The 26,845-nt window shown below is 51.1% G+C and carries 23 protein-coding genes, 1 tRNA gene and 3 pseudogenes; 13 read left to right on the plus strand and 14 right to left on the minus strand.

Annotated features, from left to right (window positions below):
* Nucleotides 1–107 precede the first annotated feature (107 nt).
* Both MUG06_RS09200 and MUG06_RS09205 read left to right on the plus strand, forming a co-directional pair.
* Complete coding sequence (locus tag MUG06_RS09200; RefSeq protein ID WP_243078364.1) at nt 108–1,301, plus strand: zinc-dependent alcohol dehydrogenase; 1,194 nt, start codon at nt 108–110, stop codon at nt 1,299–1,301.
* 141 nt (nt 1,302–1,442) lie between these two features.
* Nucleotides 1,443–2,135 (plus strand): GNAT family protein, encoded by a 693-nt coding sequence (locus MUG06_RS09205; protein ID WP_243078365.1) that lies wholly within the window; start codon nt 1,443–1,445, stop codon nt 2,133–2,135.
* Nucleotides 2,136–2,158: 23 nt separating this feature from the next.
* Here MUG06_RS09205 and MUG06_RS09210 read toward each other — a convergent pair whose 3' ends face one another.
* Nucleotides 2,159–2,851: a YetF domain-containing protein gene (locus MUG06_RS09210; RefSeq protein WP_243078366.1), complete on the minus strand. Its 693-nt coding sequence runs from the start codon at nt 2,849–2,851 to the stop codon at nt 2,159–2,161.
* Between the two features lie 596 nt (nt 2,852–3,447).
* On the opposite strand from MUG06_RS09210, the gene MUG06_RS09215 reads away from it, so the two are divergent.
* On the plus strand, nt 3,448–7,215 hold the full coding sequence (locus MUG06_RS09215) for an NAD(P)-binding protein (RefSeq protein ID WP_243078367.1): 3,768 nt from the start codon (nt 3,448–3,450) through the stop codon (nt 7,213–7,215).
* Nucleotides 7,216–7,278: 63 nt separating this feature from the next.
* Here the strand turns inward: MUG06_RS09215 and MUG06_RS09220 are convergent, their stop codons facing one another.
* A complete protein-coding gene (locus tag MUG06_RS09220; RefSeq protein WP_243078527.1) occupies nt 7,279–7,602 on the minus strand; it encodes a hypothetical protein in 324 nt (107 codons plus the stop codon).
* A gap of 365 nt (nt 7,603–7,967) precedes the next feature.
* Here MUG06_RS09220 and MUG06_RS09225 point away from each other — a divergent pair, with 365 nt between their 5' ends.
* Complete coding sequence (locus MUG06_RS09225; RefSeq protein ID WP_243078368.1) at nt 7,968–9,122, plus strand: AI-2E family transporter; 1,155 nt, start codon at nt 7,968–7,970, stop codon at nt 9,120–9,122.
* An 82-nt stretch (nt 9,123–9,204) separates the two neighbouring features.
* On the opposite strand, the gene MUG06_RS09230 is transcribed toward MUG06_RS09225, so the two are convergent.
* The 5 genes from MUG06_RS09230 to MUG06_RS09250 all read right to left on the minus strand — a co-directional run bounded on the left by MUG06_RS09230 (nt 9,205) and on the right by MUG06_RS09250 (nt 12,491).
* On the minus strand, nt 9,205–9,522 hold the full coding sequence (locus MUG06_RS09230; protein ID WP_215847385.1) for a hypothetical protein: 318 nt from the start codon (nt 9,520–9,522) through the stop codon (nt 9,205–9,207).
* Between the two features lie 139 nt (nt 9,523–9,661).
* Nucleotides 9,662–10,084, minus strand: coding sequence for a DUF4186 domain-containing protein (locus MUG06_RS09235; RefSeq protein ID WP_215847386.1), 423 nt, complete (start codon nt 10,082–10,084; stop codon nt 9,662–9,664).
* Nucleotides 10,085–10,216: 132 nt separating this feature from the next.
* Nucleotides 10,217–10,378, minus strand: a complete 162-nt coding sequence (locus MUG06_RS09240; RefSeq protein WP_215847387.1) for a hypothetical protein — start codon at nt 10,376–10,378, stop codon at nt 10,217–10,219.
* Between the two features lie 108 nt (nt 10,379–10,486).
* A complete protein-coding gene (locus MUG06_RS09245) occupies nt 10,487–10,762 on the minus strand; it encodes a cupin (RefSeq protein WP_243078369.1) in 276 nt (91 codons plus the stop codon).
* A gap of 1,390 nt (nt 10,763–12,152) precedes the next feature.
* On the minus strand, nt 12,153–12,491 hold the full coding sequence (locus tag MUG06_RS09250) for a hypothetical protein (protein ID WP_243078528.1): 339 nt from the start codon (nt 12,489–12,491) through the stop codon (nt 12,153–12,155).
* A 528-nt stretch (nt 12,492–13,019) separates the two neighbouring features.
* Between MUG06_RS09250 and MUG06_RS09255 the strand changes: the two genes are divergently transcribed.
* Nucleotides 13,020–14,330: an amidase gene (locus tag MUG06_RS09255; RefSeq protein WP_243078370.1), complete on the plus strand. Its 1,311-nt coding sequence runs from the start codon at nt 13,020–13,022 to the stop codon at nt 14,328–14,330.
* 334 nt (nt 14,331–14,664) lie between these two features.
* On the opposite strand, the pseudogene MUG06_RS09260 reads toward MUG06_RS09255, so the two are convergent.
* Nucleotides 14,665–14,856: pseudogene (locus tag MUG06_RS09260) on the minus strand (IS3 family transposase); the annotation flags it as partial.
* Nucleotides 14,857–14,873: 17 nt separating this feature from the next.
* Between MUG06_RS09260 and MUG06_RS09265 the strand changes: the two are divergent.
* A pseudogene (locus MUG06_RS09265) lies at nt 14,874–15,179 on the plus strand (site-specific integrase); the annotation flags it as partial.
* Nucleotides 15,180–15,193: 14 nt separating this feature from the next.
* Here the strand turns inward: MUG06_RS09265 and MUG06_RS09270 are convergent.
* Nucleotides 15,194–15,270 (minus strand) — tRNA-Arg (locus MUG06_RS09270).
* A 179-nt stretch (nt 15,271–15,449) separates the two neighbouring features.
* Here MUG06_RS09270 and folD point away from each other — a divergent pair.
* Nucleotides 15,450–16,316 (plus strand): bifunctional methylenetetrahydrofolate dehydrogenase/methenyltetrahydrofolate cyclohydrolase FolD, encoded by an 867-nt coding sequence (gene folD / locus MUG06_RS09275; protein WP_215847390.1) that lies wholly within the window; start codon nt 15,450–15,452, stop codon nt 16,314–16,316.
* A complete protein-coding gene (ybcJ, locus tag MUG06_RS09280) occupies nt 16,316–16,528 on the plus strand; it encodes a ribosome-associated protein YbcJ (protein WP_215847391.1) in 213 nt (70 codons plus the stop codon). Before folD ends, ybcJ begins: the two co-directional genes overlap by 1 nt.
* Nucleotides 16,529–16,554: 26 nt before the next feature.
* On the opposite strand, the pseudogene MUG06_RS09285 reads toward ybcJ, so the two are convergent.
* A pseudogene (locus tag MUG06_RS09285) lies at nt 16,555–17,660 on the minus strand (AAA family ATPase).
* A gap of 49 nt (nt 17,661–17,709) precedes the next feature.
* Nucleotides 17,710–19,095 (minus strand): cysteine--tRNA ligase, encoded by a 1,386-nt coding sequence (gene cysS / locus MUG06_RS09290; protein WP_215847393.1) that lies wholly within the window; start codon nt 19,093–19,095, stop codon nt 17,710–17,712.
* Nucleotides 19,096–19,312: 217 nt separating this feature from the next.
* On the opposite strand from cysS, the gene ppiB reads away from it, so the two are divergent.
* The 4 genes from ppiB (at nt 19,313) to purK (ending at nt 22,226) form a co-directional block, all read left to right on the plus strand.
* Entirely contained in the window at nt 19,313–19,807 is a 495-nt protein-coding gene (gene ppiB, locus MUG06_RS09295; protein ID WP_215847394.1) for a peptidylprolyl isomerase B, read from the plus strand.
* On the plus strand, nt 19,807–20,523 hold the full coding sequence (lpxH, locus tag MUG06_RS09300) for a UDP-2,3-diacylglucosamine diphosphatase (protein ID WP_243078371.1): 717 nt from the start codon (nt 19,807–19,809) through the stop codon (nt 20,521–20,523). Before ppiB ends, lpxH begins: the two co-directional genes overlap by 1 nt.
* 132 nt (nt 20,524–20,655) lie before the next feature.
* Nucleotides 20,656–21,165: a 5-(carboxyamino)imidazole ribonucleotide mutase gene (gene purE, locus MUG06_RS09305; protein WP_243078372.1), complete on the plus strand. Its 510-nt coding sequence runs from the start codon at nt 20,656–20,658 to the stop codon at nt 21,163–21,165.
* Nucleotides 21,162–22,226 (plus strand): 5-(carboxyamino)imidazole ribonucleotide synthase, encoded by a 1,065-nt coding sequence (gene purK / locus MUG06_RS09310; RefSeq protein ID WP_243078373.1) that lies wholly within the window; start codon nt 21,162–21,164, stop codon nt 22,224–22,226. Before purE ends, purK begins: the two co-directional genes overlap by 4 nt.
* Nucleotides 22,227–22,286: 60 nt before the next feature.
* Here the strand turns inward: purK and MUG06_RS09315 are convergent, their stop codons facing one another.
* The 3 genes from MUG06_RS09315 to ybbA form a co-directional block, all read right to left on the minus strand.
* The gene (locus tag MUG06_RS09315; RefSeq protein ID WP_243078374.1) at nt 22,287–23,045 is read right to left on the minus strand and encodes a class I SAM-dependent methyltransferase; all 759 of its coding nucleotides are present in this window, start codon (nt 23,043–23,045) and stop codon (nt 22,287–22,289) included.
* Between the two features lie 88 nt (nt 23,046–23,133).
* Nucleotides 23,134–25,551, minus strand: coding sequence for a putative ABC transporter permease subunit YbbP (gene ybbP / locus MUG06_RS09320; RefSeq protein WP_243078375.1), 2,418 nt, complete (start codon nt 25,549–25,551; stop codon nt 23,134–23,136).
* Nucleotides 25,548–26,234, minus strand: coding sequence for a putative ABC transporter ATP-binding protein YbbA (gene ybbA / locus MUG06_RS09325; RefSeq protein ID WP_215847397.1), 687 nt, complete (start codon nt 26,232–26,234; stop codon nt 25,548–25,550). The genes ybbP and ybbA overlap by 4 nt, the downstream gene beginning before the upstream one ends.
* On the opposite strand from ybbA, the gene tesA reads away from it, so the two are divergent.
* Nucleotides 26,202–26,828 (plus strand): multifunctional acyl-CoA thioesterase I/protease I/lysophospholipase L1, encoded by a 627-nt coding sequence (tesA, locus tag MUG06_RS09330; RefSeq protein ID WP_215847398.1) that lies wholly within the window; start codon nt 26,202–26,204, stop codon nt 26,826–26,828. The genes ybbA and tesA overlap by 33 nt on opposite strands.
* Nucleotides 26,829–26,845: the final 17 nt, after the last annotated feature.

Here is a 26,845-nt window from a genome sequence, read left to right on the forward strand (position 1 = left end):
CCTGGCGGAAATGTATTCTGCATTCCCCACCCTGAGTCATTCTGATATTGCCGCAACGGTGTTCCTCTTGAATAGACGGCAATTCACTGATCAAAGGAGTCGAACAGATGAAAGCATTAACCTACCATGGCCCACATAAAGTCAGCGTTGATAACGTGCCCGATCCAGGGCTTGAAGCCGCTGATGACATTATTCTGCGCGTGACTGCCACAGCAATCTGCGGTTCAGACCTGCACCTATACCGCGGCAAAATTCCCGGAACCGATCACGGCGATATTTTTGGCCATGAGTTTATGGGGGAAGTTGTGGAAACCGGTAGCGGCGTCACGGCCGTCGCTAAAGGCGATCGCGTTGTCATCCCTTTTGTCATCGCCTGTGGCGACTGCTTTTTCTGCCATCTGCATCAATATGCTGCGTGCGAAAACACCAACAGCGGCAGAGGCGCGATAATCAATCGTAAAAAAATTACGCCACCCGCTGCGCTGTTTGGTTACAGCAAACTGTATGGTGGCGTGCCGGGAGGCCAGGCCGAATATGTCCGCGTCCCTAAAGCCAACGCCGGGCCGTTTAAAGTGCCGGAGACTTTATCGGATGAAAAGGTGCTGTTCCTTTCCGATATCCTGCCTACTGCCTGGCAAGCCGTGAAAAATGCCGAAATCAAAAAAGGCTCAAGCGTAGCGATTTTTGGTGCGGGCCCAGTCGGCTTATTGAGTGCGGCTTGCGCCCGACTGGAAGGTGCCGAGCAGATTTTTATGGTCGATCATAATGATTATCGACTGACATTTGCGCGGGAACGTTACGGTGTAATCCCGATTAACTTCGACAAAAACGACGATCCTGCCGCCTTTATCATTGAAAACAGTGCCGGCAATCGGGGTGTCGATGCGGTTATTGATGCCGTTGGCTTTGAGGCTAAAGGCAGCTTGACTGAAACCGTACTCACCAATTTAAAACTGGAAGGCAGCAGCGGCAAAGCGTTGCGTCAGTGCATTGCCGCAGTACGTCGAGGTGGCATTGTCAGCGTACCGGGCGTCTACGCTGGATTCATTCACGGCTTTCTGTTTGGTGATGCGTTCGATAAAGGGCTTACCTTTAAAATGGGCCAGACGCATGTCCATGCTTACCTGCCAGATCTGTTGAATTTAATCGAGCAAGGGCATTTGACCCCGGAAGAGATCGTTACCCATCACATGCCGCTGGAGGACGCTGCACGCGGTTATGAGATTTTTGAGAAGCGCAAAGAGGATTGCCGCAAAGTGATTCTGGTACCGGGCATGGCAGCCACGCAAGCCACGCTGTAATTCCCAAGGGGCGGCTTATTTTGTCGCCCCGCCTACCTTTTAGTTCTCGACCTGCCTCACGCCCACGCTTCGACCTGCCTGTACATTGCTGCTGCAAAAACCTATGTTTATTCTCTTCAACACTTTGCAGGAACAGGCAGCGTGAACATCAATCAATATGGACAGCAAATCGGATGGGCCCTGCCTGACTGGCAACCCGTAGCAAAACCTCTTCGTCAGGCGATTGTAGGGAATTACTGCCTTTTGGCGCCGCTTGACCCTGAGCACAGTGAAGCGCTGTATCAGGCTTTTTCGTTGGCGGAAGATGATCGTGACTGGACCTGGTTGAGTACTAACAAACCCAACTCCGTTGAAGAGTTGAGGTTTTGGGTAATCGATAAAGTCGATAATCTGGAATTAGTGCCCTTTACGGTAGTAGATAAAACAACGCAGCGCCCAGTAGGCGTGGTGTGCTTTGCCAATATTGAGGTGGATAACGGTGCGATTGAGATAGGTCATGTCACCTGGTCGCCCCTGATGCAGCGCAATGTTATCGGGACAGAAGCCCTGTATTTGCTGCTGAAGACGGTCTTTTCTCTGGGCTACCGCCGCGTAGCCTGGCGCTGTGACTCGACCAATCTGGCTTCGCGTCGTGCTGCTGAAAGGCTAGGGTTTACTTTTGAGGGACGCTTTCGCCAGACGATGACGCGCAAACAGCGCAATCGGGATACCGACTGGTTATCAATGATTGACAGTGAATGGCCGCGTATCAATCAGGCGCTATCCGGCTGGCTGGCAGAGAATAATTTTGATGGCGAAGGCCAGCAAAAGAAAAAGTTAGTCACCTTTTTCTGACACGCTAACCTCGCCGTTATTCACTAATGCAGACGGCGAGTTCTTAGCGCAACCGACCATAACGTCTCTTTGCAGCGCGAACAGGTTCTGCTCTGCCCCTTTTCTATCTCTTCCGTCTGCCCGCAATGGGTGCACGCGTACAAAGCCGTGAAAGGGATCTGCGCAAAATCCTGCCGATGTTCCGGTGGCAACACGCTGAGTCCTGCACGCATTTCATCATCATCATAAAAATAAATGCTGAGTTGCCCATCGACCTCAATCAGCGCCAGTCGAACCTGCCCGAGATGTTCTACTCCATCCTGACGCAGTTCCATAAAAAACTCATCTTCAGAAATATTGAGCTTGTCGAGACTTTCAAGAACATACAGGCCCTCTTTGATCAGCGTGACAACATCGCCCTGTATCCACTTAGAGAAGCGCACGCTACGCGCAGTGAGAAACGTGGTGAAGCGGTATAAGGCCAGCATCACGATAAACACTAAAACCACCGGCAATACCGGCACATCATCATAAAAAGTGACATCACCGGACGCCGATCCCAGCGTCAAAATCACTACCAGCTCAAACAGTGACAGCTGACGCACGCCCCGTCTTCCCGATACCTTAAGAAAGGTAAACACCACGACATAAGCCAGTAATACGCGCACCACCACTTCAAACAAAAACGTAGCCGGTTGGTCGTTGAGCAAAAATCGATGCCAGTCGAATGAAAGCATATAAAACATCCTGAGTGATGAGAGGTGAGCGCACTAAGCGACACCTTTCCCTGCATGCCTGATTATTTAGGCCATACCATAATCAAGCCGGTTTAAAGTTGCAAAAGAGAGTGGGAGCGGCATTTAAAGCGGAGCGCGTGTTATTAATCCTGAGATCGTATTAAACCGAAAAGGATCTTCTTCCGTTAAAAACAGATCTTGCCCCCTTCCTCTTAAAGTCTAATGTTTACAAAGAGATTTCCTGTTAAAGACCGGAACCACTTTACCGCTTTGCTTTTTCTTTTTTACTTCAATAGTTTGCTTAAAAATCGTGCTTACCTATACTTTCCAGTAAGGTTTCCTTTTTCATTTGAAATGTATGAGAAACCTATACAAATCAAAACCTCGATAGCGTTAGCGCTTCTCCCGCTATCTTCTGTTTGCCTGGGATGCATTTTCTTGCCCGCACAAACGTTCATCGTTTTTCGCATGGATCGTCTGACAAATCAGAAGGGTTAGGCCAGCCAGTCTGCATCGTATTTCTCTTCTTACCTGACTCGTCCTCCGACGACATGTCAGCGAGAGGCTTTTGCTCTTTTTTTTGTACAGGAGATGCAATGACGCCATTTTCCAGTTTTTGGCAGGCTGGCTATGAAGGTGCCGATCACGTTAATCCGCACGGTGAAGCATTGGCAATGAACCATATCAATGCTCATCAGGCGCGCTGCGCAGAGGATTACGCCGCACTCAAGCCCTTTGCAATCAACACGGCACGCGAAAGTGTCGGTTGGCGACTGTGTGAACGCGATGACAGCTATGACTTTTCATCCGTGGCGCAGCGTATGGCGATGGCAAAACAGCACGGCATTCAACTGAGCTGGACAATTTGTCATTACGGTTGGCCATCCAATGTCAGCCTGTTCGATGCTGACTTTATTCCGCGCTTCGCCGCTTTCTGCGGAGCGCTGGCGGGTTTTCTTGCGCCTTGGTATGACGACGCGCCGGTTTATTCCCCCATCAACGAAATCTCTTTTCTGAGTTGGGGTATTTCGGTTGGTCTGTTCGCGTTGCCCGATATTCCTCAAGAGGATCGGGCCGATGCCGCCAAGCAACAGTTGGTGCGCGCCACGCTGGCAGCGTGTGACGCGATCTGGCAGGCCGATCCGCGCGCGCGAATTTTGCACTGCGATCCGCTGATTCACATTGTGCCTGAAGATGAAAGCGAGGCCAGCCAGCAACAGGCGGAGAGCATGTGTGAGACGCAATATCAGGCATGGGACATGTTGAGCGGCAAGCGCAATCCCGAACTGGGGGGGGCTCCACGCTATTTGGATCTCGTGGGCGTCAATTACTACCACGACAATCAATGGGAAAACACCAGCAACCGCCGACTTTATTGGCACTTGGGCGATGCACAGCGCAAACCGCTGAATGAGATGCTCTCACATGTATATCAACGCTATCGACGCCCTTTGCTGTTAGCGGAAACCAGCCACGTCGGCAGCGGACGCGGTGCGTGGATTTTACAAGTCAGCGCGCAAGTAGCGCAGGCGCAGTTGTCAGGCGTTGAGCTGCTCGGCATCTGCCTTTATCCCATCATCGACCGACCGCTGTGGGAAGATCCTGGCTTCTGGACCCGAAGTGGACTTTGGGATCTTGATCGACTCGGCCCCGATCCCTTTGCGCGCCAACTGCAGCAACCTTACGCCAGCGCCCTTCGCCAGGCACAGCATGCCTTACAAGCTCTTACCTTCTCTATCCAGCACGATCAGGAGAACACTATGAAACAACCGGTTTTAATTGTATTCAGTCATTTACGGTGGGGATTTGTCTTCCAACGGCCACAGCATTTGCTGACGCGTCTGGCACGCTATTACCGCGTGTTATTTGTTGAAGAACCGCTGTATCAGGCAGGCCCGGCAGGATTGAAACAGAGCGCCCCCGCCGCAAACATTACCGTAATCCAGCCGCATACGGATATTGAGGCACCCGGTTTTCACGATAGCCAAATCGCGCCGTTGCAACTGCTGTTGGCAAGTTTGCTGGAAGAGAATGAGCGCCCGCTGGTGTGGTTTTACACGCCGATGGCACTGCCGTTGTTGACGCCCTTCAAGCCCGCGCTGGTGATTTATGACTGCATGGATGAACTTTCCGCCTTTCATCAAGCTCCGCGCCAATTGCAGCAGCGCGAATCTGCGTTGTTAACGCGCGCTGATTTAGTCTTTACCGGCGGCACCAGTTTGTATGAAGCGAAAAAAGACAAACATCCGCAGGTACACTGTTTTCCCAGCAGCGTTGATGCAATCCATTTTGAGCAAGCGCTGGATCGCAGCAATCATCATCCTTTGCATGATGACGTTCCGCCATTGCGCCTTGGCTATTACGGCGTGCTGGATGAGCGTATCGATTTGCCGCTGATTGCCGCGCTGGCGGATAGCCATCCTGAATGGCAAATCGTGATGGTTGGCCCGGTGGTTAAAATTGATCCGGCCAATTTGCCACAGCGGCCCAATATTCACTGGCTTGGTCAGCAGCCTTATCAGGCGCTGCCGCAGTTCCTTGCGGGTTGGGATGTTTGCCTGATGCCCTTTGCCATCAATGCATCGACTCGCTATATCTCACCGACCAAAGTGCTGGAATACATGGCGGCGCAACTGCCGATTGTCAGCACCGCCATTGTCGACGTGGCACGTCATTATGCCGATTTGGTTGCGGTGGCGCATAACCCTGCGGAATTTATCCAGGCTTGTGAAGCGGCGTTGCAGCTCCCGTCTGATGAGCGATTGACGCTGGCAAAAAAAATGCAGGCAAAGGTAGCCGCCACCTCTTGGGATCGTACCGCAGAGCAGATCCACGCACTGATGCAGCAGGCGCTGATACAGGAGAACGATGCCGCGCAGCGCAGCGGTGAACCCACAGAAAACGATTCGGCAGTGCGCTGGTTAACGCCACCCACTGAAGAGTCTGAAGCGGTGCCCTGCCTGATTATTGGTGCCGGGCCGACCGGCCTGAGCGCGGGTTATCATTACGGTGAAGGCGCAGTTGTGCTGGAAAAAAATGCGTCACCCGGTGGGTGGTGCCGTTCAATTGAAGACAACGGTTTTACCTTCGATTACGCCGGGCACATTATGTTTTCGCAAGATCCTTATGTCCTGCAACTTTATGAAATGTTGCTAGGCGATAACTTACATTGGCAAGAACGCGAAGCCTGGGTTTACAACGACGGGATTTATACGCGTTACCCTTTCCAGTCAGCACTGTATGGCTTGCCTGCCGACGTGGTGAAAGAGTGTATTTTGGGCGCCATTGATGCCCGTTACGGTGAGACGGAAGCGCGCACTGTGCCGCTGGATGTGGCGCGTCAGCGCCGTGATTGTTGTGCTGACGGCGCGATACCCGATGGCGATTCCTGTGCAGTTGAAGGCGAAGAAAGCGCTGAGAATTTCGAGCAGTTTATTATGCGCACTTGGGGAAAAGGCATCGCCCGCCATTTTGCCCTGCCTTACAACAAAAAGCTCTGGAAGGTGCCGCTTTCTGAGATGGAAACCTCCTGGCTTGGCGGTCGCGTGCCATTACCGGATTTGGCACAAATCATAGAGGGTGCAATCCAACCGCTGGCGAAACCGGTTGGGCCGAATGCGCGTTTTGGCTATCCGCTACACGGCGGTTTTCAGGCGTTGATGTCAGGCTTTTTACCGCATCTGAAATGTACGCTGGAAACCGATGCGGCGCTGGTGAAAATCTTGCCGCAGGCGCATATCGCCATGCTGGCGGATGGGCGTCATTACCGATATGAACAGTTGATCAGCACCATGCCGTTGCCGGAATTGATCAAAATAATGGGTGATGAAGTCCCTGAAAATGTGCAGCTTGCTGCCAAAAAACTACGATACGTCTCGGTACGCTGTGTGAATTTAGGCATTGATCGCGCCAACCTGACTGAAAAGCACTGGATTTACTATCCGGGTGACACGCTGTTCCATCGTATTTTTGTTCAAGGCAATGCCAGCCCGCACTGCAATTCACCCGGCGGATTTGGCCTGACATGTGAAATGACCTACAGCAAAGAGAAGCCACTCATGCTGCAAGGTGACGCACTGATTGAACGCTGCCGTGAAGACTGCATCAAAGTGGGCATGATTCGTCCTGAAGATGCGATTATCTCTGCCACTCAGGTAGATATGCCTTATGCGTATGTGGTTTACGATCATGCTCGCCAGGCGAATGTGGCCCTGATTCGCCAATGGCTGCTTACTCAGGATATTCATCTGTCGGGACGCTACAGCGAGTGGGAATATTACAATTCTGACCACGCTTTTCTTGCCGGAAAACGTGCAGCTGAAAACGTGAAAATGCAGCTGCCATCGCAAAGTACTCGCGTATAAATAACGGAATATAAATCAAGCCAGCTCATCTGAGCTGGCTTTTTTATAGACGACTGCCTGGCTTTAGGCCACGGCGGGTAGGCATTTAGTGGTTTTTAAACTTTCTAACTGATTTAGCCGCACATCCGCTTTTTTAGTGGCGGAATGTTTAGCCAACCCATTTCCCAAGCCAAAGTCACCAATAAACCCCAGCACCGTCAGCACATCGAAACGGCCCGTTTCGCTGATTTCACTCTGTACGCTGTGGGCTTTAACGATTTCCTGTTCAACGGCTTTGCAATCAAAAGCGGTGGTTTCTTCTGTCGTCACCGCAGGTGCTTGCGGATATTGTTTGGTCGCGCAGCCCACCAGCATCATGGCGACGATGATTAGCCTCAGTTCTTTCATTATCTTGCTCGTTTTTTGCTCGGTTACTCTCTTATCGGCAGATTCCGCTGCTTTCATTAATATTCTTAATCTACTTTTTTCAAACGAACCCGCTACGCTAATGTAGGCTTCTGTCCCGCCTGTTGCGGTAGGCACACCAACGCGCGTCGTTAAAAGGCCCAGAACCTGAGGAGAGAAGATGTCGACTTTTTCACTGCTTGCCATCCCTTTTTGGGATTGGCTCTGATCCTGCTGGCGCTGGCTGCGGTAAAAAAACAAAAAACCTTTCTTATTGTCGGTTATGTATTGATGACCTCATCGGTTGTAAATGCCGTAATCGGAATGACTTTAGGTTGACCAAGGAATGTTTTATATGAGGTTTTTCAATGCGCTTTAAAGGATTGAATATTGGGTTTTTCCTGCTGATTTTGGCGATCGTAACAGTCGCCTTCTTCGATGTGTTATCCCCTTACTTTTCTCCCATTTTGTGGGCTGCGGTATTAGCGGTAATCTTTCATCCGCTTAAATCACTGCTGCGCAACAAACTGGGCGACCGCAACGGGCTGGCTTCGCTGCTGACCTTGCTGTGTATCTGTTTGATCGTGTTCACGCCGTTGATGATTATTGCCTCTTCGTTAGCGGTAGAAATCAACGCGGTGTATACCAAATTGCAGGGTAATTCGACCCAGTTTCCAACGGTTTTTGCTGAGTTAATGCAGCATTTACCGCAGTGGGCGAAGCATTATCTAACGGAGCATAATCTGGATAATGCAGCGCAAATTCAGCAAAAACTCTCTGAGTTTGCCCTGAAAGGCGGCCAGTATGCGGCGGGCAGCGTATTTATCATCGGTAAAGGCACGTTTAGTTTTACCGTGGGCTTTGGCGTGATGCTTTACCTGCTGTTCTTCCTACTGAAAGATGGCTCTTATCTGGTGCATCTGATTTTAGAAGCGCTGCCGCTTTCGACCTACGTTAAACACCATTTGTTAGGAAAATTTGCCGCTGTCTCGCGTGCAACTGTCAAAGGCACGGTAGTCGTAGGCATTGTGCAGGGTATTTTGGGTGGACTGGCCTTCTGGTTCATCGACATTGATGGCAGCCTGTTATGGGGCGCGTTGATGGCCTTTTTATCCCTGATCCCCGCCGTGGGTTCTGCGATTATTTGGGCACCTGCCGCCATCTTCTTCTTTGCCACGGGTGCGTTGTGGAAAGGTCTGTTCCTGGTGGGCTTCTTCGTGATTGTGGTTGGCCTGGTGGATAACATTCTGCGCCCACTGCTGGTGGGCAAAGACACCAAAATGCCAGACTATATGATTCTGATCGCCACGTTAGGCGGAATGGAAATTTACGGCATCAACGGCTTCGTTATTGGTCCGGTGATTGCTGCGCTGTTTATCGCCTGCTGGAATTTGCTCTCTGGGCGCGATAACCGCCAGAACATTGAAGAGCTTGATGAAGAGGTTATCGAGGAAGGCAAAAAGCAGTCGGACACCGCAGTTGAAGAAAGCAAAAAGCAGCTGGACACCCCCGCTAAAGAGTAATGCTTCCAGATTGTGAATATGCCAACCATAAAAAAACCCACCGCATTGGTGGGTTTTTCTTTTAAACAACTTGCTAAATCAATTAGTTAGTTGCTTTGTTTTTCAAATCTTCTGCACCCTGCTTGGTTTTATCCCAGCCTTTCTCAGTGCCTTCTTTGGTCTTGTTCCAGTTTTTCTGCGCGCCTTCCTCAATCTTGCTGCTGGTGGCGTTGCTTTTGCCTTCCGCTGCGTTTTTAGATTTGAGTTTCAGCTCTTCGCCCTGGTGCTGAGATTGATGCAGTTTTTCTTTCGCTGTATCGGCGCCTTTGTGCGCTTCAGCAACCGTGTTATCGGTAGTCGTTGCGGCGAAAACAGGGGACGCCAGTAAAAGTGCAGACAGTGCAATCATTGTTTTCTTCATAATTCCCTCTTTTATAAAAAGTGCCGTGTCAGGTAATTATCCTGGCATATGAGGTTGTAGAAAGATTTAAGAATAAACCAGGAATGAAGAAAGTGGCTTGAGCGCCGAAAATTTAACCAAAAAACAGCATAATTCACCGTTAAAGCAGATCGAGCTGTGGGTTGGTGTCCTGTTTTTTCACTTTGCGCGTTTTTGCTACAGGCGCAGGCTTCTGCATTTGCTGATGAATCCAGTGCAGGATGACTTCAACGGCATACGCCTGTTGCTCAGTCGTCAATGCCTGATGCTGAGGAATCGCGTGCCACTTGCGCAAACAGCCGCGACAGCAGGTGCCGGTAGCATGTTGAGCAATAAATACCGGATGACCGCGCATCGGCGTTTGCTTGCCGTCATTAGTTGGTTCGGCTGCTGCCAACCTTTGTTTGATGAAGTCAGCCGCATGTTCGCGTACCTGAACTTCGCCTTTATTTAGGCAATAATCATATTCAATTTTACCCAATGCAAAGCGCTGCCTGAATGGAGAGCGCGACAGACGCTGAAAAAGATCGTCGAGTGGCGTCATAAAACCTCAGTGAACGAATGGAAAGGCAAAACAGCGGTGAAAAGTATACTGGATTTTATTCACGTTTTTGAGTGGCTGCAGAATCGAGTGATGTCCGAATTAAAAAAACCGCCTGGAGGCGGTTTTGAGTTTTTAGATGTTTTTAGCAGGATCGGGAAAGTCATTTCCATCTTCATCTTCCAGCGGATCAATCCCTTCATCTGATCCTTCAGGTAACTCTTCATCGTCATCTTCATATGCCGGATATTCGGCATCATCAGGAACCGGTTCTTCATAATCGGGACGTTCAGACATGGTGACCTCCGTGATTGCTGTGGTTGGTCTGTTAACTGTAGTCCTCCCACCCCAACAAGGCGTGCGGCACTTCACGAAAGCGTGAGAATAGCGCGTTATCTGCGGTGATTAAGCACTCTCTTTCCTTCCCGACAGATAACGTACGCCCTGCTCGCCAAATTCCTCGCGATGCGGCACGTTGGGTTGCAGATGAAAAATCTCTCCTGCCTGATAAGTCTTTTCGCTGTGTTCCGTAAAAATGGTGATGTCGCCATGAGTAATCAGCGCCATCGCCTCAAAAGAATGCACATGGTTATCGAGTTGCGTTTCGGGAGCTCGCTCAACCCAAACCGGTTCATCAAACCCTTTATCCGCTAATAATTTTCGGAATTCTTGCTCGGTCATCTCGCCTCCTGAGTATTGGCCTGCCTTAAGCATAGACAATGATGCTTTTGCGCTACTGCGCTGGGGTGAAGAACGAGCTGCCGCTGACTATGTTATCGCTGAGTACGGCCAACGAGTTTGCCCCTGCGCTGGGCACTTCGACCGAGTTGGTACACAACTTAACGGCTGAATCCAAAAAACATTGGGCATTGCTGGAGCGGCGTTCGCCGCCTTTCTGCTGCTGCGACAGAGTCGCCAATTTAGGGCCAATTCAATAAAGAGAATAAAAGAAGTTCAGATCAAAATCGTCCACATTTCGGTTGGCAACGGACGCTTTTATGGGCGGCGGCATGACGGCGAAAAAATGCAGCACCGATGACGGATGACTTGATGTTTATAGTCTTGAAGTTGCGCATTGGTAGCAAATGATCTCCCTGCTTTACGACATGGTACGCAGCACCGTTGGCGCACGGTTAGAGCATGAGTACAACCTCATTACATTAACGCGGATGGCGAAATTGTGGGTTAAATTCCGAAGCCTTAACAACGCGTTGAGCGTCTTTTCACCTTGCCAGAATGCGCTTACAGCGCTGCCTTTTAGGCCATAAAAAAAGCCACCCTGTCCGGTGGCTATTTCTAAAGTAAAAGCAGAATGCGTAATGTGGATTTCAGCACCAACCGCTTTTCTTAAGACTTATTCTAACAACTCGTCAATAAGATGCAAATGAAATGTAACTTTATAGAGGCGAAAAATCATCCTACTGAAACCGTAATATTTCGCTGTGTCAGGGGATTAAGCGCGTTCGATATGAGGGTAATAGCATAAGGGCTAACGCCAGAATTACATTAAAACAACCACACCGTAAATTCTCCTTCACTTAAAAGAATTCAGAGGATGTGGCTGAGATAAAGCTGCTGCTCCGGGTGCCTCCCGGTAAGCCATTGAATGGCCAAACCGGCTCATGTTCGATTACCCACAGTATTCACCGTGATGACCATTTACATCCTGCCGCTTAGGAGGATTAGCAGCAACAATGCAGCCTAACACTTGAATGGTAGATAGGCATGAGGGCAAAATCTTATATTGTATTACTAATGCACTTTTTATTATGTCGGCACTAATTTTTAGCCGTTTCGCTAATGAACGTGTTGGGTAAGAATGACAAGACATAACAGAGCCGCTCGCGTTACGTCTGCTGGTTCACTTCCATGGCCGCCGAGCTACAATTCAACTGCAAGATTCGCAATGCTCAGCCAACTTTTCAGGATTGGCTCTTACTGAACACAGTAGATACACATCAGAAAAATCAACATGTCGATTTTCACAAGGTGTCCCAGCCTGTAATTGACTTGAAATGGCATATTGACTCCAATAAAAAACCCGCCGAAGCGGGTTATATAAATATTTGTTTTAGTCGACTTTTTCGCAATCGTATGTGCCATGTATACGTATCTGGCTTTGGTGAGTACGAATCACCTCTACATTCAAAATCGCTTTGCCATCTCGATATATTTGTTCCATTCCCAGCATACCTGGCGCTTTAGCGTTTTTTACCCGCCACTGTAACTTAACGTTGTCATAGTCATCTTTCTCTTTCAGAAAGGTAATTTTCTGCGTCTCTGACCGTTCACCATTGACATAAATCCAACCACTTTTATTAGCCTTTAAATAGAAAGGGCCACATTGCGTTGCCGAGAAGGCGGAAGCAGTGAACATCATTAAAGAAATTAAACAGATTATTTTTTTAATCATGACCAACAAAACTCCGTTGAATTTTCAATGCAGGTAAATAAATCTGACAACCGTATCGTAAAGAGCCTCGATGCTTAATTTGCTCACTTCCTTGTTCTCATAAACATGTAGCAGGATAAATGCCAAAGGGAAACTGATGCAATGGGAAACAAATAACTAAAGACAATGAGCTCTGTAAGTCGCATTGAAATCGTTTCAGCCATAATCTTCTTCATGAAGGGATTTTGATTGATGCAGGCTATTGGTCTCTTTGAGAATTAATAACATAAGCCTGTTTCCAGCCAGTGTCGACAATGAAACATATAGCCGTCTGGCTGGGGGATGTTGCCGGTAATGAGTAATTGGTGTTTTGGTTATAAATAATTATTTTGTTTTTGTGAGGTAAATGAGTTTTTAGATTGCATACGTATGCAACCATGAGGGTGTAGAAAGAACAGGTATCCTGCGGGATTAGGCTGGGAGTAGAACAGCCATGAAATTTGCCCGCAGGTTTAAGTTGAAATAGGTAATCACTCAATGCGAACTATGCGTCTTGTACCACCGTCTGACTGCCGGGAAGAGATCGCCCGACGACTGGAGATAGTCGAGCAGAACCTGCACCTTAACGCGATTCTCGGGGTAAACCCGGAGGCCATTTCTCAAGCAGAAAAGTGTCAGCAATTACGCCGCGAAAAGAAAAGCTTGGGGCCCTTGCATGGCATCCCCCTCATTGTAAAAGATAATATTGCCTGTGCGTCTTTGCCGCTAACGCTGGGGTGTAAGGCGCTGGAATCGGTCATCGCGGCTAAGGATGCGTTAGTGATCCAGCGTCTGCGTAAAGCAGGGGCGATTATTCTAGCAAGGGCGAATATGTCAGAGTTTGCTTTTGATGTTCGCTCGCGGAGTTCTCTGGGGGGCGATGTCCGTAACCCACTGTGTCCGGCGTTAACCGCAGGCGGATCCAGCGGGGGCAGTGCTGCTTCTGTGATTGCCGGAATGGCAGATGGTGCGCTGGGAACCGATACCGGTGGTTCGATTCGCATTCCATGCAGCTACACCGGGTTGGTCGGACTGCGTCCCGCTTTCCGGAGACAGCAGCTCGCGGGCGTTGCGCCGCTATCCGTGAGCAAGGATACCGTTGGCCCCATGGCCCACAGTGTCCGGGATGCAGCGCTGTTACATGGCATTCTGCACGGTGAAGAGGTTGCTGAATTATCGCCAACATCGCTGAAAGGCGTGCGATTAGGCGTGATTCGCGCGCTGGAGTCAGAAAATAGCGATGAGCGAACGGTCTGGAACAAGGCGCTGGAGAGATTACGCCAGGCAGGCGCAGTCATCGTAGAGATCGCTCTGCCCATTCTGGCGGAGGTTGAATCACAGTCTTGCCTGAGCATGTATGAATTCCCGGTCGCCATAAACAGCTGGCTGGCGGCACAAACAGCCGTGCCGACAACGCTGCGGGGAATTGTGGATTCCGGTGAGTGTCTGGCTGAGTTTATCCCGCTGCTTGAAAAAATGCTGGAATGTCAAAGCCTGAAAAACCCGTTGTGGTTGAGTGGACGCCGCTTTCAGCGACGATTAACCCATGCACTCGGGCTGGCTGCAGAACAGAATCGTATCGAAGGTTTTCTTTATCCCACGGTTCGCCGACTGCCAGAAAGCCTCAATAAAATGCCCCCTGGCTGTGCGCCTGAACTGGCCGCCATCAGCGGTTTGCCCGCCATAACAATGCCGTGTGGCAGGACGCAAAAGGGGCTGCCGGTAGGAATGGAAATTCTGGGGAAGGAGTCGGATGAATTTTCTTTGCTCTCTCTGGCGTTGGGGTGTGAATGCGCCCTCATGAGCAATGAAATATAGGTATGGACAAAACAGACATCACGTTAAAAGTAATGTGGTCCGTAGCTGTTATCTGTTCATTGGCCCCGTGATTAAAAGGCGATCCTGTGCCATGAATATATGTTGGTCGTTGGTGAGGCGGATGGCGCGATCATGGTATCGTCAGTTGATTTTCAATCGCATCAAATATGACCAGTAAATGGTCTGCGACTGCTCTAACGCGTAGCTAACCTGCTCAGTCTGAATACATCACCAACCATAATGCCTGATCGAAACCGATATCAGGATTAACGCAATGCATATTTGTTTCTCTTGAATCGCCACGGATCATCAAGATATTTCCGAGTCGTTGATAATATTGGTTTTCGTATTCAGAAAGTGGCATCTGATTACTCGAACCATGCCGACGCCTACAGTTATAAAACATTTCGATGTAATCAAAAACATCACTGCGGGCTTCTTCCCGCGTTCCGTAGATCTTTCTCTTTATCCGGTCGCGTTTCAGTAGCGGGAAAAAGCTTTCCGCAACCGCATTGTCGTGGCAATGACGGAACCACAACAGCAAGCGTCAGGAAGATGCGCGTAGATTCCAATACCGCATGGCGGGCAGCATTAAAACGGGCAGGTATTGATGACTTCCGCTTTCACGACCTTCGGCACACATGGGCAAGCTGGTTGATTCAGGCTGGCGTTCCGTTATCGGCAATGCAGGAGATGGGTGGCTGGGAAAGTATTGAAATGGTACGTCGTTATGCTCACCTGGCACCGAACCACTTAACGGAGCATGCGCGCAAAATTGACTTACTTTTAGGTGATCACGACACAAATAAGACACAAGGAGGAAATCAGGTAGGATTGAAGCTTGCGTAAGTGCTTGAAAGGATTGGTACGCCCTACAGGATTCGAACCTGTGACCTACGGCTTAGAAGGCCGGTGCTCTATCCAACTGAGCTAAGGGCGCATGGAGATGGCGAGGATTATACGGGCCGACCCGAATGAGTCAACGCTTTTGACTTATCAATCAGCATGGTTGCTGAAGTTTAAGACAATGTCAGCAATTCAAAAACTGACAGCGCGTCGCGCTTCTGACAAAATAGGCACCTTCCCCGATTTAACACAACACAGTGGATTTCCTCTCTGATGGCAGCAAAAATTATTGACGGTAAAACGATTGCGCAGCAGGTGCGTCTTGAGGTTGCGGAAAAAGTGAAGCAACGTCTGGCAGCCGGAAAACGTGCACCGGGTTTGGCAGTCGTTCTGGTAGGTGAAAATCCTGCATCGCAGATTTATGTCGGCAGCAAACGCCGCGCCTGCGAGGAAGTGGGATTCATCTCCCGCTCTTACGATTTGCCCGCTACCACCAGCGAAGCCAGGTTGCTGCAGCTGATTGACGATCTCAACAATGACCCAGAAATCGATGGCATTTTGGTACAGCTGCCGCTGCCAGCGGGCATTGATAACGTCAAGGTGCTGGAAAGTATCACACCGGATAAAGACGTTGATGGCTTCCATCCTTACAACGTCGGTCGTCTGTGCCAGCGTTCGCCAAAACTGCGCCCTTGTACGCCGCGCGGCATCGTCACGTTGCTTGAGCGTTATAACATTGACACTTACGGCCTCAATGCCGTGGTCGTTGGCGCATCAAATATTGTTGGTCGCCCGATGAGCATGGAACTGCTGCTGGCGGGATGTACCACCACCGTTACCCATCGTTTTACCAAAGATTTACGTCATCACGTTGAGCACGCCGATCTGCTGGTGGTGGCGGTCGGAAAACCGGGCTTCATTCCAGGCGACTGGATCAAGCCGGGCGCGATTGTTATTGATGTCGGCATTAACCGTTTAGAAAGCGGGAAAGTAGTAGGCGATGTTGATTTTGAAGCGGCCTCTGAGCGCGCAGCGTATATCACGCCAGTACCGGGCGGCGTAGGCCCGATGACAGTAGCAACGTTGATTCAGAATACGCTGCAGGCGTGTGAAGAATTTCACGACAATGAGGTGAAATAATGGCGAACTTTTCTCTGGGAAAATTCCCGCACGTTGATCTTTGTGATTTGCTCAAGCTGGAAGGCTGGGTTGAAAGTGGCGCAAAGGCCAAGGTCGTAATTGCTGATGGTGAAGTGCGGGTCGACGGCGCGATTGAAACCCGTAAGCGTTGTAAAATCGTTTCTGGTCAAACGGTTGAATACGCAGGTCAACGCATCACCGTGACCGCATGATGTTCTGGCGTCCCTGCGGGGACGCCTTAAACCCACGCTTCTCCCACCACGCGCGTCTCGCCTTCTATTTGCTCCAGCTCAATATGATTCAACGCCGTATGCTGACGAATCAATGTGGCCAGTTTGGGCGAGTGACTGGTAATCCACAATTGACTGAACTGGCTGGCCTCAGCAATTAACCGCGCCAGAGCGGGTAATAAATCTTCATGCAAACTGTTTTCAGGCTCATTCAGCGCCATAAATTGAGGGGTCGCGGACTCAGCAGCGCCACGACTAAACAGAGAAAACGCAGTGTGCCATCTGAAAACTCAGCGCTCTCCAACGGCCGCAAAATACCTTTGCGCGACATCAGCATTTGAAACCGGCCATTCTGCACATCAACGTGAAACTCGCTGTCGGGAAACGCTTCACCCACCACCTCAAACAACAATTCATGATGACCACGCTCAACAATAGTGGCCCAGGCTGCTGCAAGATTGCTGCCATCATGCGCCAGCACCGGCGCACGCACGCCAATTTGTGGTGCGCGAATGGGCGAACCGGGCCAGACAGCAAACTCGTGATAGAAACGCCATTGGCGCAGTCGCTCACGCAGTTGTGACAGTTCAGGATAGCGATGCGGTTCACCTAGCTGCCCGAACAGCGACTCTTCCGGGTGCAATACCGCCGGATAAGCGATGCGCTCACCGTCAATATTATGCAAAAAAGCAGTCTGATTTTTACGCTGCATAATGCAGGCTGAAGGACGCCGTTGATGACCACTCATCCACAGATGTTCTTCCTTCACCAGTGGATCAAGGTTAAACAAGCTCGTTGCAAGCGGCTCAGGAAAGCCAACCTCCAGCTGATAATCCATATCATCCATTTGCACCGCGAGAGAAAGCCGTTTGGCATCGTGTCGGCGATCGCCTTGGCGCAAACCTCCGGCCCACATCGCTTTTTGGATGCCGCCCTCTTCCGCTAATGCCAAGGCCAGTTGCCCGCAGGCAGCTTCATGCAGCAGGCGCACCGCTTTATAGAGGTTGGATTTGCCGCATCCGTTTGGGCCGCTCACCACGTTTAACTGCTGCAGCGGCAGGGTCAAATCCCTTACCGAACGGAAGCCGCGAATCTGAAGCTGCTCAATCGACATAATAAAAAATCCGCATAATAAAAAAGGGCGATTTCTCGCCCTCTTCAGTTTACTTGCGTCGCCAGGTTGATCCCTGCGGGCCGTCTTCAACTATTACGCCGAGTTCGATCAGCTTGTCGCGTGCCACATCGGCTTGCGCCCAATCTTTAGCCGCTCGGGCTTCGGCGCGGGTTTTCACCCAATGCTCAATTTCCGCCACTTCTTCATCGTTCACCTGCGCGCCACTTTGCAGGAATTGCTCAGGATCCTGCTGCAGAATGCCAAGAACGTTGGCAATTTCACGCAGTTTTGCCGCCAATCCATTCGCCGATGCTGCATCTTCACCTTTCAGGCGATTCACTTCACGCGCCATGTCGAACAGCACTGAATAAGCTTCAGGGGTATTAAAATCATCATCCATCGCGGCACGGAAACGGGCCTCGAAATCATTGCCACCGCTCGCCGCCACGCTGTTATCCGTGTGGCGCAGCGCAGTATAAAGACGCTCTAAGGCCGCACGCGCCTGATTCAAGTTATCTTCACCGTAATTAAGCTGACTACGGTAGTGGCCAGACATCAGGAAGTAACGTACCGTTTCTGCATCGTAATGCTGCAACACGTCCCGCACGGTGAAGAAATTACCCAGCGATTTAGACATCTTTTCGCGGTCTACCATCACCATACCGGAATGCATCCAGTAATTGACGTAAGGCCCGTCATGCGCGCAGGTTGACTGAGCAATCTCATTTTCATGGTGCGGGAACATCAAATCAGAACCGCCGCCGTGGATATCAAAATGCTCGCCCAGTTGCTTGCAGTTCATGGCCGAGCACTCAATGTGCCAGCCCGGACGACCATTTCCCCACGGCGAGGACCACGCCGGTTCGTCCGCTTTCGACATTTTCCACAACACGAAATCCATGGGATTACGTTTCACTTCTGCCACTTCAACACGCGCACCGGCTTGCAGTTGATCCAGGTCCTGTCGCGAAAGCGCGCCGTAATCGGTGTCGCTCATGACATCAAACATCACGTCGCCGTTGTCCGCGACGTAGGCATGATCGCGTGCAATCAGCTTCTCAACCAGCTCAATAATTTCCGCAATATGACGCGTGGCGCGTGGTTCTTGATCGGGCGGAAGAATACCCAAGGCCGCAAAATCCTTATGCATCTCTGCAATCATGCGGTTGGTCAGGGTTTCAATACTCTCACCGTTTTCGTTAGCACGTTTGATGATCTTGTCATCAATATCGGTGATGTTGCGCACATAGTTCAGATCATAACCGGTATAACGTAAATAGCGCGCTACCACGTCAAATGCCACAAACGTCCGACCATGACCAATGTGACAGAGGTCGTACACCGTGATGCCGCATACATACATACCGATCTTACCGGCATGGATGGGTTTGAATTCCTCTTTCTGTCGACTCAGGGTGTTATAGATCTTAAGCATTGAACGTTTCCGTATTAACGTGTGCGGTTGGCACTTATTTTGGGTATTCAGACATTGTGCCGTATTTTTAACGCTCGTGCGATGCAAAGCAAGCCAACTGCGCCGCCCTGCTGACGCGTCATTGCAAATTATGATATAAGAACCGTCGAGAAAAATGGGCACGCCATTCTATGATGCGGCCTGAGTGACTGACGACAACCTTTACAGGACAACAAAAATGGTAACTTTCCAGACGAACCATGGCGATATCGTGATCAAAACCTTCGATGACAAAGCGCCGGCAACCGTACAGAACTTTCTGGATTATTGCCGTGAAGGTTTCTACGACAACACCATTTTCCATCGCGTAATTAACGGTTTCATGGTTCAGGGCGGCGGTTTTGAGCCGGGCATGAAGCAGAAAGCGACGAAAGAAGAGATTCGTAACGAAGCCAACAACGGCCTGAAGAACACCCGCGGTACTCTGGCGATGGCGCGTACTTCTGCTCCACACTCCGCGACTGCCCAGTTCTTCATTAACGTCGCTGACAACGACTTCCTGAACTTCCGTGACGAAAGCCTGCAAGGCTGGGGTTACTGCGTGTTCGCTGAAGTGGTTGAAGGCATGGACGTGGTTGAGAAAATCAAAGCGGTAGCAACGGGCCGCAGCGGCATGCACCAGGATGTGCCAAAAGATGACGTTGTCATCCAGAAAGTGACCGTTAGCGAGTAATGTCGCGCACGTTATTTATTGCAGATTTACATCTGTGTCAGGAAGAACCGGCGATTACCGCCGGTTTTCTGCATTTTTTACAGCGCGAAGCGCCGCATTGCGACGCGTTGTATATCCTTGGCGATCTGTTTGAAGCCTGGATTGGCGATGACGATCCCAATCCGCTGCATCAAAAAATCGCGAATGCACTGCGCGCCCTGCCCGTACCGGTTTACTTTATTCATGGTAACCGCGATTTCCTGATTGGCCGACGCTTTGCGCGCGACAGCGGCATGACGCTACTCCCAGAAGAGCAGGTTCTTGAACTGTACGGTCATCGATTACTGATCATGCATGGCGATACATTATGTACTGACGATCAAGGCTATCAACGCTTTCGCGCTAAGGTGCATCAACGCTGGATTCAGACGCTGTTTCTCGCGCTGCCACTGTTTATTCGTAAACGCATCGCAACGCGCATGCGTGCCGACAGCAAACAAGCTAATCAGCATAAGTCGTTGACCATCATGGATGTTAATCAGCAGGCTGTTGAAGCCGCGATGCAACGCCAGCAGGTACGTCTGCTGATTCATGGACATACACATCGCCCCGCTATTCACGCTCTGACGCTGCAAGGCAAAGCTGCTGAGCGTGCCGTTTTAGGCGCTTGGCATAGCGAAGGCTCAATGATCCAATTGGACGCCAGCGGTATTCAACTGATCGAATTTAACTTTTAAAAATCGGGCTGAATTGGCCCGTTTTAGCCTGACGCAACCGTTTTCCTTGCTCTCTTCTCATGCTATTCTCTGTGCCCTTCAAAACCTGTCCGCCCGGCCAGGTCTGTTTGTTTATTCACAGGAGTTGACCGCATGTCATCCAACGCCGCCCCGGCTCGCATTGCTATTGTTATGGGTTCCAAAAGTGACTGGGCCACCATGCAGTTCGCTGAGGAAATTCTGACCAGCCTGGACGTGCCCTTCCATGTTGAAGTGGTTTCAGCGCACCGCACGCCGGATAAATTGTTTAGCTTTGCCGAAACGGCTGCTGAAAATGGCTATCAGGTGATTATCGCGGGTGCAGGTGGCGCGGCACATCTGCCTGGCATGCTGGCGGCTAAAACCTTGCTGCCCGTGTTGGGTGTTCCAGTGCAGAGTGCAGCACTCAGCGGTGTCGACAGCCTCTACTCCATTGTGCAGATGCCACGCGGTATTCCCGTTGGCACCTTAGCCATCGGCAAAGCGGGTGCTGCCAATGCGGCGCTGCTGGCGGCACAGATTCTGGCGATTCATGACGCGGCGCTGGCTTCCCGCCTCGCCATCTGGCGTCAAACGCAAACTGACGACGTGCTGAATAACCCGGACCCGCGGGTGGAAGCATGAAGCCGGTTTGTGTTTTAGGAAATGGTCAACTGGGCCGTATGCTGCGCCAGGCGGGTGAACCGCTGGGTATTGCCGTTTATCCTGTGGGTTTGGACGCTGATCCCGATGCGCTGCCGATTGCTGAAAGCGTGATTACCGCCGAGATTGAACGCTGGCCTGAAACGGCATTGACGCGCGAACTGGCGAGTCATCCGGCTTTCGTGAACCGCGATATCTTTCCTCGCCTGGCCGATCGCCTTACGCAGAAGCAGCTGCTTGACCAGCTCAATCTTGCTACCGCACCCTGGCAGTTGCTGGCCAATAAACAAGAATGGCCAGCGGTGTTTAAAACGCTGGGTGAACTGGCCATCGTGAAGCGCCGCACGGGCGGTTACGATGGCCGTGGTCAATGGCGTTTGCGCGCCAATGAAACGGACTCGTTGCCAGACGAATGCTACGGCGAATGTATTGTTGAGCAAGGCATCAACTTTTTAGGTGAGGTGTCACTGGTCGGCGCACGCGGTCAGGATGGCAACACTGTGTTCTATCCGTTGACTCATAATCTCCATCAGGATGGCATTCTCCGCACCAGCGTGGCTTTTCCGCAGGCAGACAGCGCTCAGCAGCAGCAGGCTGAAGCGATGCTCAGCGCCATCATGCATGAACTGAACTATGTTGGTGTGATGGCGATGGAGTGTTTTGTCACACCAGAAGGTTTACTGATCAACGAACTGGCTCCACGCGTGCACAACAGTGGCCACTGGACGCAAAATGGCGCTTCAATTAGCCAGTTCGAACTGCATCTGCGGGCGATATTGGGTCTGGCGCTGCCAAAACCGGTGGTGATTGCCCCTTCGGTGATGGTGAACTTAATTGGTACCGCCGTGAATCTCAACTGGCTGCAGCAGCCGCTGGTACACCTGCATTGGTACGACAAAGAAGTGCGTGCGGGTCGTAAAGTTGGCCATCTGAATTTGACCGACAACGATCAGGCACGTTTGAAAGCGTCACTGAATGCGTTGGTGTCACAGCTTCCAGAAGAGTATGTGAGCGGTATTGCCTGGGCAGTGGCTAAATTATAACGCTTTGCCTGTTGTTCCCTCTTCTCTGACAGAGGGAACAATCCATTCCATCTTTGCGCGTTAATCTCTCATCTTCATCGCAACGTGATACCACTCATTCAAATGCGTTATTTGGTAGCCGTGCGCGGTAAATAGCGTGTTCAAAGAGTCTTCAGAATAGAGGGTGATGTGGCCATTACGCGGCGCAATATACCAATTGTTCATTCCTTGATGACTGACTGAGTCATGGGTTCCGGTACTGAAATAAAACACCCCACCTTTTTTCAAAAAACGCGTAATTTCTGCAACGGTTTGATGCGGATCTGGCGTGTGCTCAAGCACCTCAAAGCAAGTTATAAAATCATAGGCAGCCGTTTCGGGATAATCACCTGCAATGAACGGATCCCAGGCGATCATATCGATCCCTTCTTCTCGCATTAATTTCGCCAGCGTGCCGCTGCCGCCACCGTAATCCAGCATCTTGCTGCCATGATAGCGTTTGAATAATTGCAAAATAAAATCACGGTTTTTAAGCGGGCGGTTGATCTCATAATTAGGATCGAATTGCGCATAATCCTCGTTATAAATGTGCTGCTGGTAATCTGCCGGACGCCAGTCATCCAGCGCATGGGTATAAATCAAACCACACTGCTGACACTGATGATAATAAATCGCAACCCCGGTAAGGGGATAAACATAGCGGTTCACATTGTTTGCATAACAAGCGGTATTAAAATCGGTAACGCCATAGAGCGTGGCGCGGCCCTGGCAAATTTTGCAGCAGGCAGTGTCAGTAACGGGCTTGATGGCAAGGGGGAGCGATAAAGGTGAATGTGACAATGTAAGCGACTCTTTGCGGAATAATTGACCTGATTATTTCAAACGACACGTCCAGACCAGGTCTTAAGTCTGGCCTGGACGTTTAGTGCTATCCGGCGCTAAAATTTTTGAACAGCGCCTCTCCTTTTAACAACCGCACGCCCAGCCAGCCACCACACACCGACAGTAGCAGCGCACCGCCGATCGGCAAGGCCAGCCACAGCGTCCAGTCAGGCTGCCAGGGAAAGTCGAAAATTTTACGCTGCAATCCCCACAAAGCCGCTTCCGCTCCTAATGCCGCCGCAACACCCGATACCACACCGAGCAGCGCAAATTCACACCACAGTGTGGATCGCAATAAACGTTTGCTGGCCCCCAACGTTCGATACACCACCAACTCCTGACGGCGTTGTCGCATACCGACTTGAATTTGTGCCATCAACAGCAATACGCCACAAGCCGTAACCAACACCACCATGATTTCCAGTGCCTGGCTTACCTGCGCCAGTACCTGTCCGATCTGCCGCATGATACTGCCGATATCGAGCAGGCTCAGCGTGGGAAACTGGCGATTTAGCTGTGCCAGCAAAGCGGGATTGTTATCCATGCGGAAACTGGTTAACCAGGTTTGCGGCTGTGCGTCCAGTGCGCCAGGTGGAAAGATAAAGAAGAAGTTAGGTCGCAAACTCTCCCAGTCCACTTTGCGCAGGCTGGTGATTTTGGCGCTGAACTTTTGCGTATCACCCTCGAAGGTCAAGGTATCCCCGAGTTTCAGTCCCAGCCGGTCAGCCAGCTCAACCTCCATCGACACTTCACCCGCTTTTGGAGGCCAGTTGCCCGCTACCAGCGGATTGTGTTCAGGGCGCTCAGTGAGCGAGGTTAAATTGAGTTCACGGTTTAAAGCGTTATCCATTTTGGGATCCGCCTCTTTACCGTTTAACTCACTTAATCTGACCCGAGCGATAGGGTAAAAGGTTTCCGGTTTGATTTGATGCGCCTGCAAGAAATCCCGCACCTGCGGTACCTGATCTTCTGTCATGTTCAGCAGAAAGAAGTTTGGACTGTCTGCAGGGAGCTGTTGCTGCCAGCGATCCAGTAAATCGCCGCGCATGACTAACAACAGTGCCAACAACATAAATGACAGCGAAAATGCAGAAAGCTGGCTAAGCGTGATGCCGGGCTGACGCAGCAGACGATTGATTGCCAGCCTTAGCGCCAGATTACGCACCACTAAACGGCGCAGCAGCAGCAGCGTTGCCCAGCCGAGCAGCGACAGCAACGCAGCCAGCAACACCACACCCGCCAGCAGCGCCCACAGCATTTTGCTGCCGCCGACCAGCAGCGCCAGCAAGACAACGACCAGCGCACCCATGGCAGGAAGGTAGAATTTTAATGGCCAGATATTCGCCACCGCATCCCGTCGCAGGACGCGTAATGGCTGCGTCGCCAGCAGCAAGCGATAGGGCCGCAATCCCACCAGTAGCGAAATCACGAACAGTGAACCCACCGCCCACACCCACGGCCACAAGCTGGCAGCGGGCAAGCTGGCCGGCAGCACCGGTTTCAGCATCGCCATTAACAGCGCTTCAACGCCCTGCCCGACCATGCTGCCGCACACAGCCGCCAGCAGCAGCACCGCCAGCCATTGACCAATCAGCAGCTTTTGCAAGGCGCCGTGCGTGGCACCCAGCGTTTTCAACACTGCGACTAAATCGTAACGGCTGCGACAGTAATGGCTCATTGCCACCGCTACCGCCGCAATCGCCAACATCAATGTTAGCAGAGCTGAAAGCAGCAAAAATTGCTGAGCACGCTGCATCGAGCGACCTAATGCATCTTCGGAATTTTCGATACTGGTCCAGCGCTGATCGGCTTTCAGCTGCGGCTGAATCCAGCGGTCATAGTTCGCCAACTGCTCAGATTCACCAGAAAATTTATAGCGCCAGGTCAGCCGGCTGCCTGGTTGAATGGCACCGGTTTTTGCTGCGTCTGCCAGATTGATCAACAAGCGCGGCGCCATCTGAAACGGATTAAAGCCGCCATCCGGTTCCTGAATCACCTCCCCGACAATGCGCAGCGTGGTGTCCCCGACATCCAATCGATCGCCGACTTTTAAATTCAGCAGCGCCATTAAACGTGGGGCCGCCAGCGCTGTGCCTTCAACCGGTTTCAGACCCGGCGGATCGGTTTGCAAATCACCAAACATTGGATAGTGATTATCAACCGCTTTTACCGAGGCCAGCTGCGGCGTTTGTTCAGCAAAAGTCATGGTCATAAAGCTCAGCTGACTGCTGACTGACAATCCCTCTTCACGCGCTTTCGCTAGCCAGGCATCAGGCACCACATCGCTGCTGCGCAAGGTGCGATCACCCGCCATGAAATCCCGACTTTGCTGACTTAGCCCCTTTTCCATTCGGTCACTGATGGAACCCAATGCCAGCACGCAAGCGACCGCCAGCGTCAATGCGAGCCAAACGATCAGCAGCGAGGGCGAGCGCCACTCACGCCAAAACCAGCGCCAAATCATTGCTCCTCCCACAGCTTGCCATCGCGCAACCGTAAACGCCGATCGCAGCGCGCCGCCAATTGTTCATCATGCGTGACCAAAATCAGCGTGGTCGCAAAATCGCGGTTGAGTGAGAACAGTAAATCGGCAATACGATCGCCGGTTTTACGATCCAGATTACCGGTGGGCTCATCAGCAAACAGCAAGCCGGGCCGACCGTTAAAAGCACGTGCCAGCGCCACACGCTGCTGCTCACCACCGGAAAGTTGCGCGGGCAGATGATGCAGACGCTCACCTAATCCCAACTGATTAAGCAGTTCTCGTGCCTGCTCGCGGCTTTGGCGATCGCTGTCGCCACGTAACAGCGCGGGCAACTGCACATTTTCCTGCGCATTTAGCGTTGGGACTAACATAAATGATTGAAAAACAAAGCCGACTTGCTTAGCACGCAGCGCGGCGCGTTGCTCCTCGTTCATCTGATGCAACGGCTTGCCCATCAGATTCACCTCGCCGCTGCTGCCATCATCGAGGCCAGCTAAAATACCGAGTAACGTGGATTTTCCTGAACCTGATTCGCCAATCAACGCGATGGTTTCAGCCGGTTTGACAACTAACTCAACTCCGGTAAGGATGGTCAGCTGATGCTCTCCCTGACCGACGGACTTAGTAAGATGATGAACTTCAACAACGTTTTCCGCTGGCATTATCCCTTCCTGTTATTGTGTCTTCTGCTGGTGTCTCGTCTTGCTGCGGCTGATACCCTGATGGTATTGGGCGACAGCCTCAGCGCCGGTTACCGTATGTCGGCTTCCGCCGCCTGGCCCAGTCTGCTCAATAAACAGTGGCAACAGCAACCCAGAGTGATTAACGCCAGTATTAGCGGCGATACCGCTGCACAAGGACTGGCGCGTTTACCGTCGCTATTAAAACAGCATCAACCACAATGGGTGTTAATCGAATTGGGCGGTAATGACGGTCTGCGTGGATTTCCGCCTGACGCCATCGCCCTGAATCTGCGCAAAGTGATCGACGACGTAAAAGCAGCCAACGCGAAACCCCTGCTAATGCAGATTCGTTTACCGGCCAATTATGGACGTCGTTATACGGAAGCGTTCAGCGGGATCTATCCCGATCTGGCACAGCAGTACAACATTCCTCTGGTGCCCTTTTTCATGGAGCAGGTTTACCTGAAACCTGAGTGGATGCAGCAGGACGGCATTCATCCAAACCCTGATGCACAACCTTTTATTGCCAATTTAATGGCAAAAGAACTCGCTCCTTTAGTTAAGCAGCAGTAGCGACAATGAGCGCGAAA

The organism is Pantoea sp. MQR6, assembly GCF_022761075.1.
Taxonomy (GTDB): domain Bacteria; phylum Pseudomonadota; class Gammaproteobacteria; order Enterobacterales; family Enterobacteriaceae; genus Pantoea; species Pantoea phytostimulans.

Excerpts from the sequence above, each read along its gene's own strand:
- MUG06_RS09215 (WP_243078367.1), top strand. The coding sequence starts at position 3,448 with ATGACGCCATTTTCCAGTTTTTGGCAGGCTGGCTATGAAGGTGCCGAT.
- MUG06_RS09245 (WP_243078369.1), bottom strand. The coding sequence starts at position 10,762 with ATGACCGAGCAAGAATTCCGAAAATTATTAGCGGATAAAGGGTTTGAT.
- folD (WP_215847390.1), top strand. The coding sequence starts at position 15,450 with ATGGCAGCAAAAATTATTGACGGTAAAACGATTGCGCAGCAGGTGCGT.
- tesA (WP_215847398.1), top strand. The coding sequence starts at position 26,202 with ATGATGAACTTCAACAACGTTTTCCGCTGGCATTATCCCTTCCTGTTA.
- MUG06_RS09230 (WP_215847385.1), bottom strand. The coding sequence starts at position 9,522 with ATGAAGAAAACAATGATTGCACTGTCTGCACTTTTACTGGCGTCCCCT.
- MUG06_RS09235 (WP_215847386.1), bottom strand. The coding sequence starts at position 10,084 with ATGACGCCACTCGACGATCTTTTTCAGCGTCTGTCGCGCTCTCCATTC.
- MUG06_RS09200 (WP_243078364.1), top strand. The coding sequence starts at position 108 with ATGAAAGCATTAACCTACCATGGCCCACATAAAGTCAGCGTTGATAAC.
- purE (WP_243078372.1), top strand. The coding sequence starts at position 20,656 with ATGTCATCCAACGCCGCCCCGGCTCGCATTGCTATTGTTATGGGTTCC.
- ybcJ (WP_215847391.1), top strand. The coding sequence starts at position 16,316 with ATGGCGAACTTTTCTCTGGGAAAATTCCCGCACGTTGATCTTTGTGAT.
- lpxH (WP_243078371.1), top strand. The coding sequence starts at position 19,807 with ATGTCGCGCACGTTATTTATTGCAGATTTACATCTGTGTCAGGAAGAA.
- MUG06_RS09225 (WP_243078368.1), top strand. The coding sequence starts at position 7,968 with ATGCGCTTTAAAGGATTGAATATTGGGTTTTTCCTGCTGATTTTGGCG.
- MUG06_RS09210 (WP_243078366.1), bottom strand. The coding sequence starts at position 2,851 with ATGCTTTCATTCGACTGGCATCGATTTTTGCTCAACGACCAACCGGCT.
- ybbA (WP_215847397.1), bottom strand. The coding sequence starts at position 26,234 with ATGCCAGCGGAAAACGTTGTTGAAGTTCATCATCTTACTAAGTCCGTC.
- MUG06_RS09240 (WP_215847387.1), bottom strand. The coding sequence starts at position 10,378 with ATGTCTGAACGTCCCGATTATGAAGAACCGGTTCCTGATGATGCCGAA.
- ppiB (WP_215847394.1), top strand. The coding sequence starts at position 19,313 with ATGGTAACTTTCCAGACGAACCATGGCGATATCGTGATCAAAACCTTC.
- ybbP (WP_243078375.1), bottom strand. The coding sequence starts at position 25,551 with ATGATTTGGCGCTGGTTTTGGCGTGAGTGGCGCTCGCCCTCGCTGCTG.
- MUG06_RS09255 (WP_243078370.1), top strand. The coding sequence starts at position 13,020 with ATGCGTCTTGTACCACCGTCTGACTGCCGGGAAGAGATCGCCCGACGA.
- MUG06_RS09220 (WP_243078527.1), bottom strand. The coding sequence starts at position 7,602 with ATGAAAGAACTGAGGCTAATCATCGTCGCCATGATGCTGGTGGGCTGC.
- purK (WP_243078373.1), top strand. The coding sequence starts at position 21,162 with ATGAAGCCGGTTTGTGTTTTAGGAAATGGTCAACTGGGCCGTATGCTG.
- cysS (WP_215847393.1), bottom strand. The coding sequence starts at position 19,095 with ATGCTTAAGATCTATAACACCCTGAGTCGACAGAAAGAGGAATTCAAA.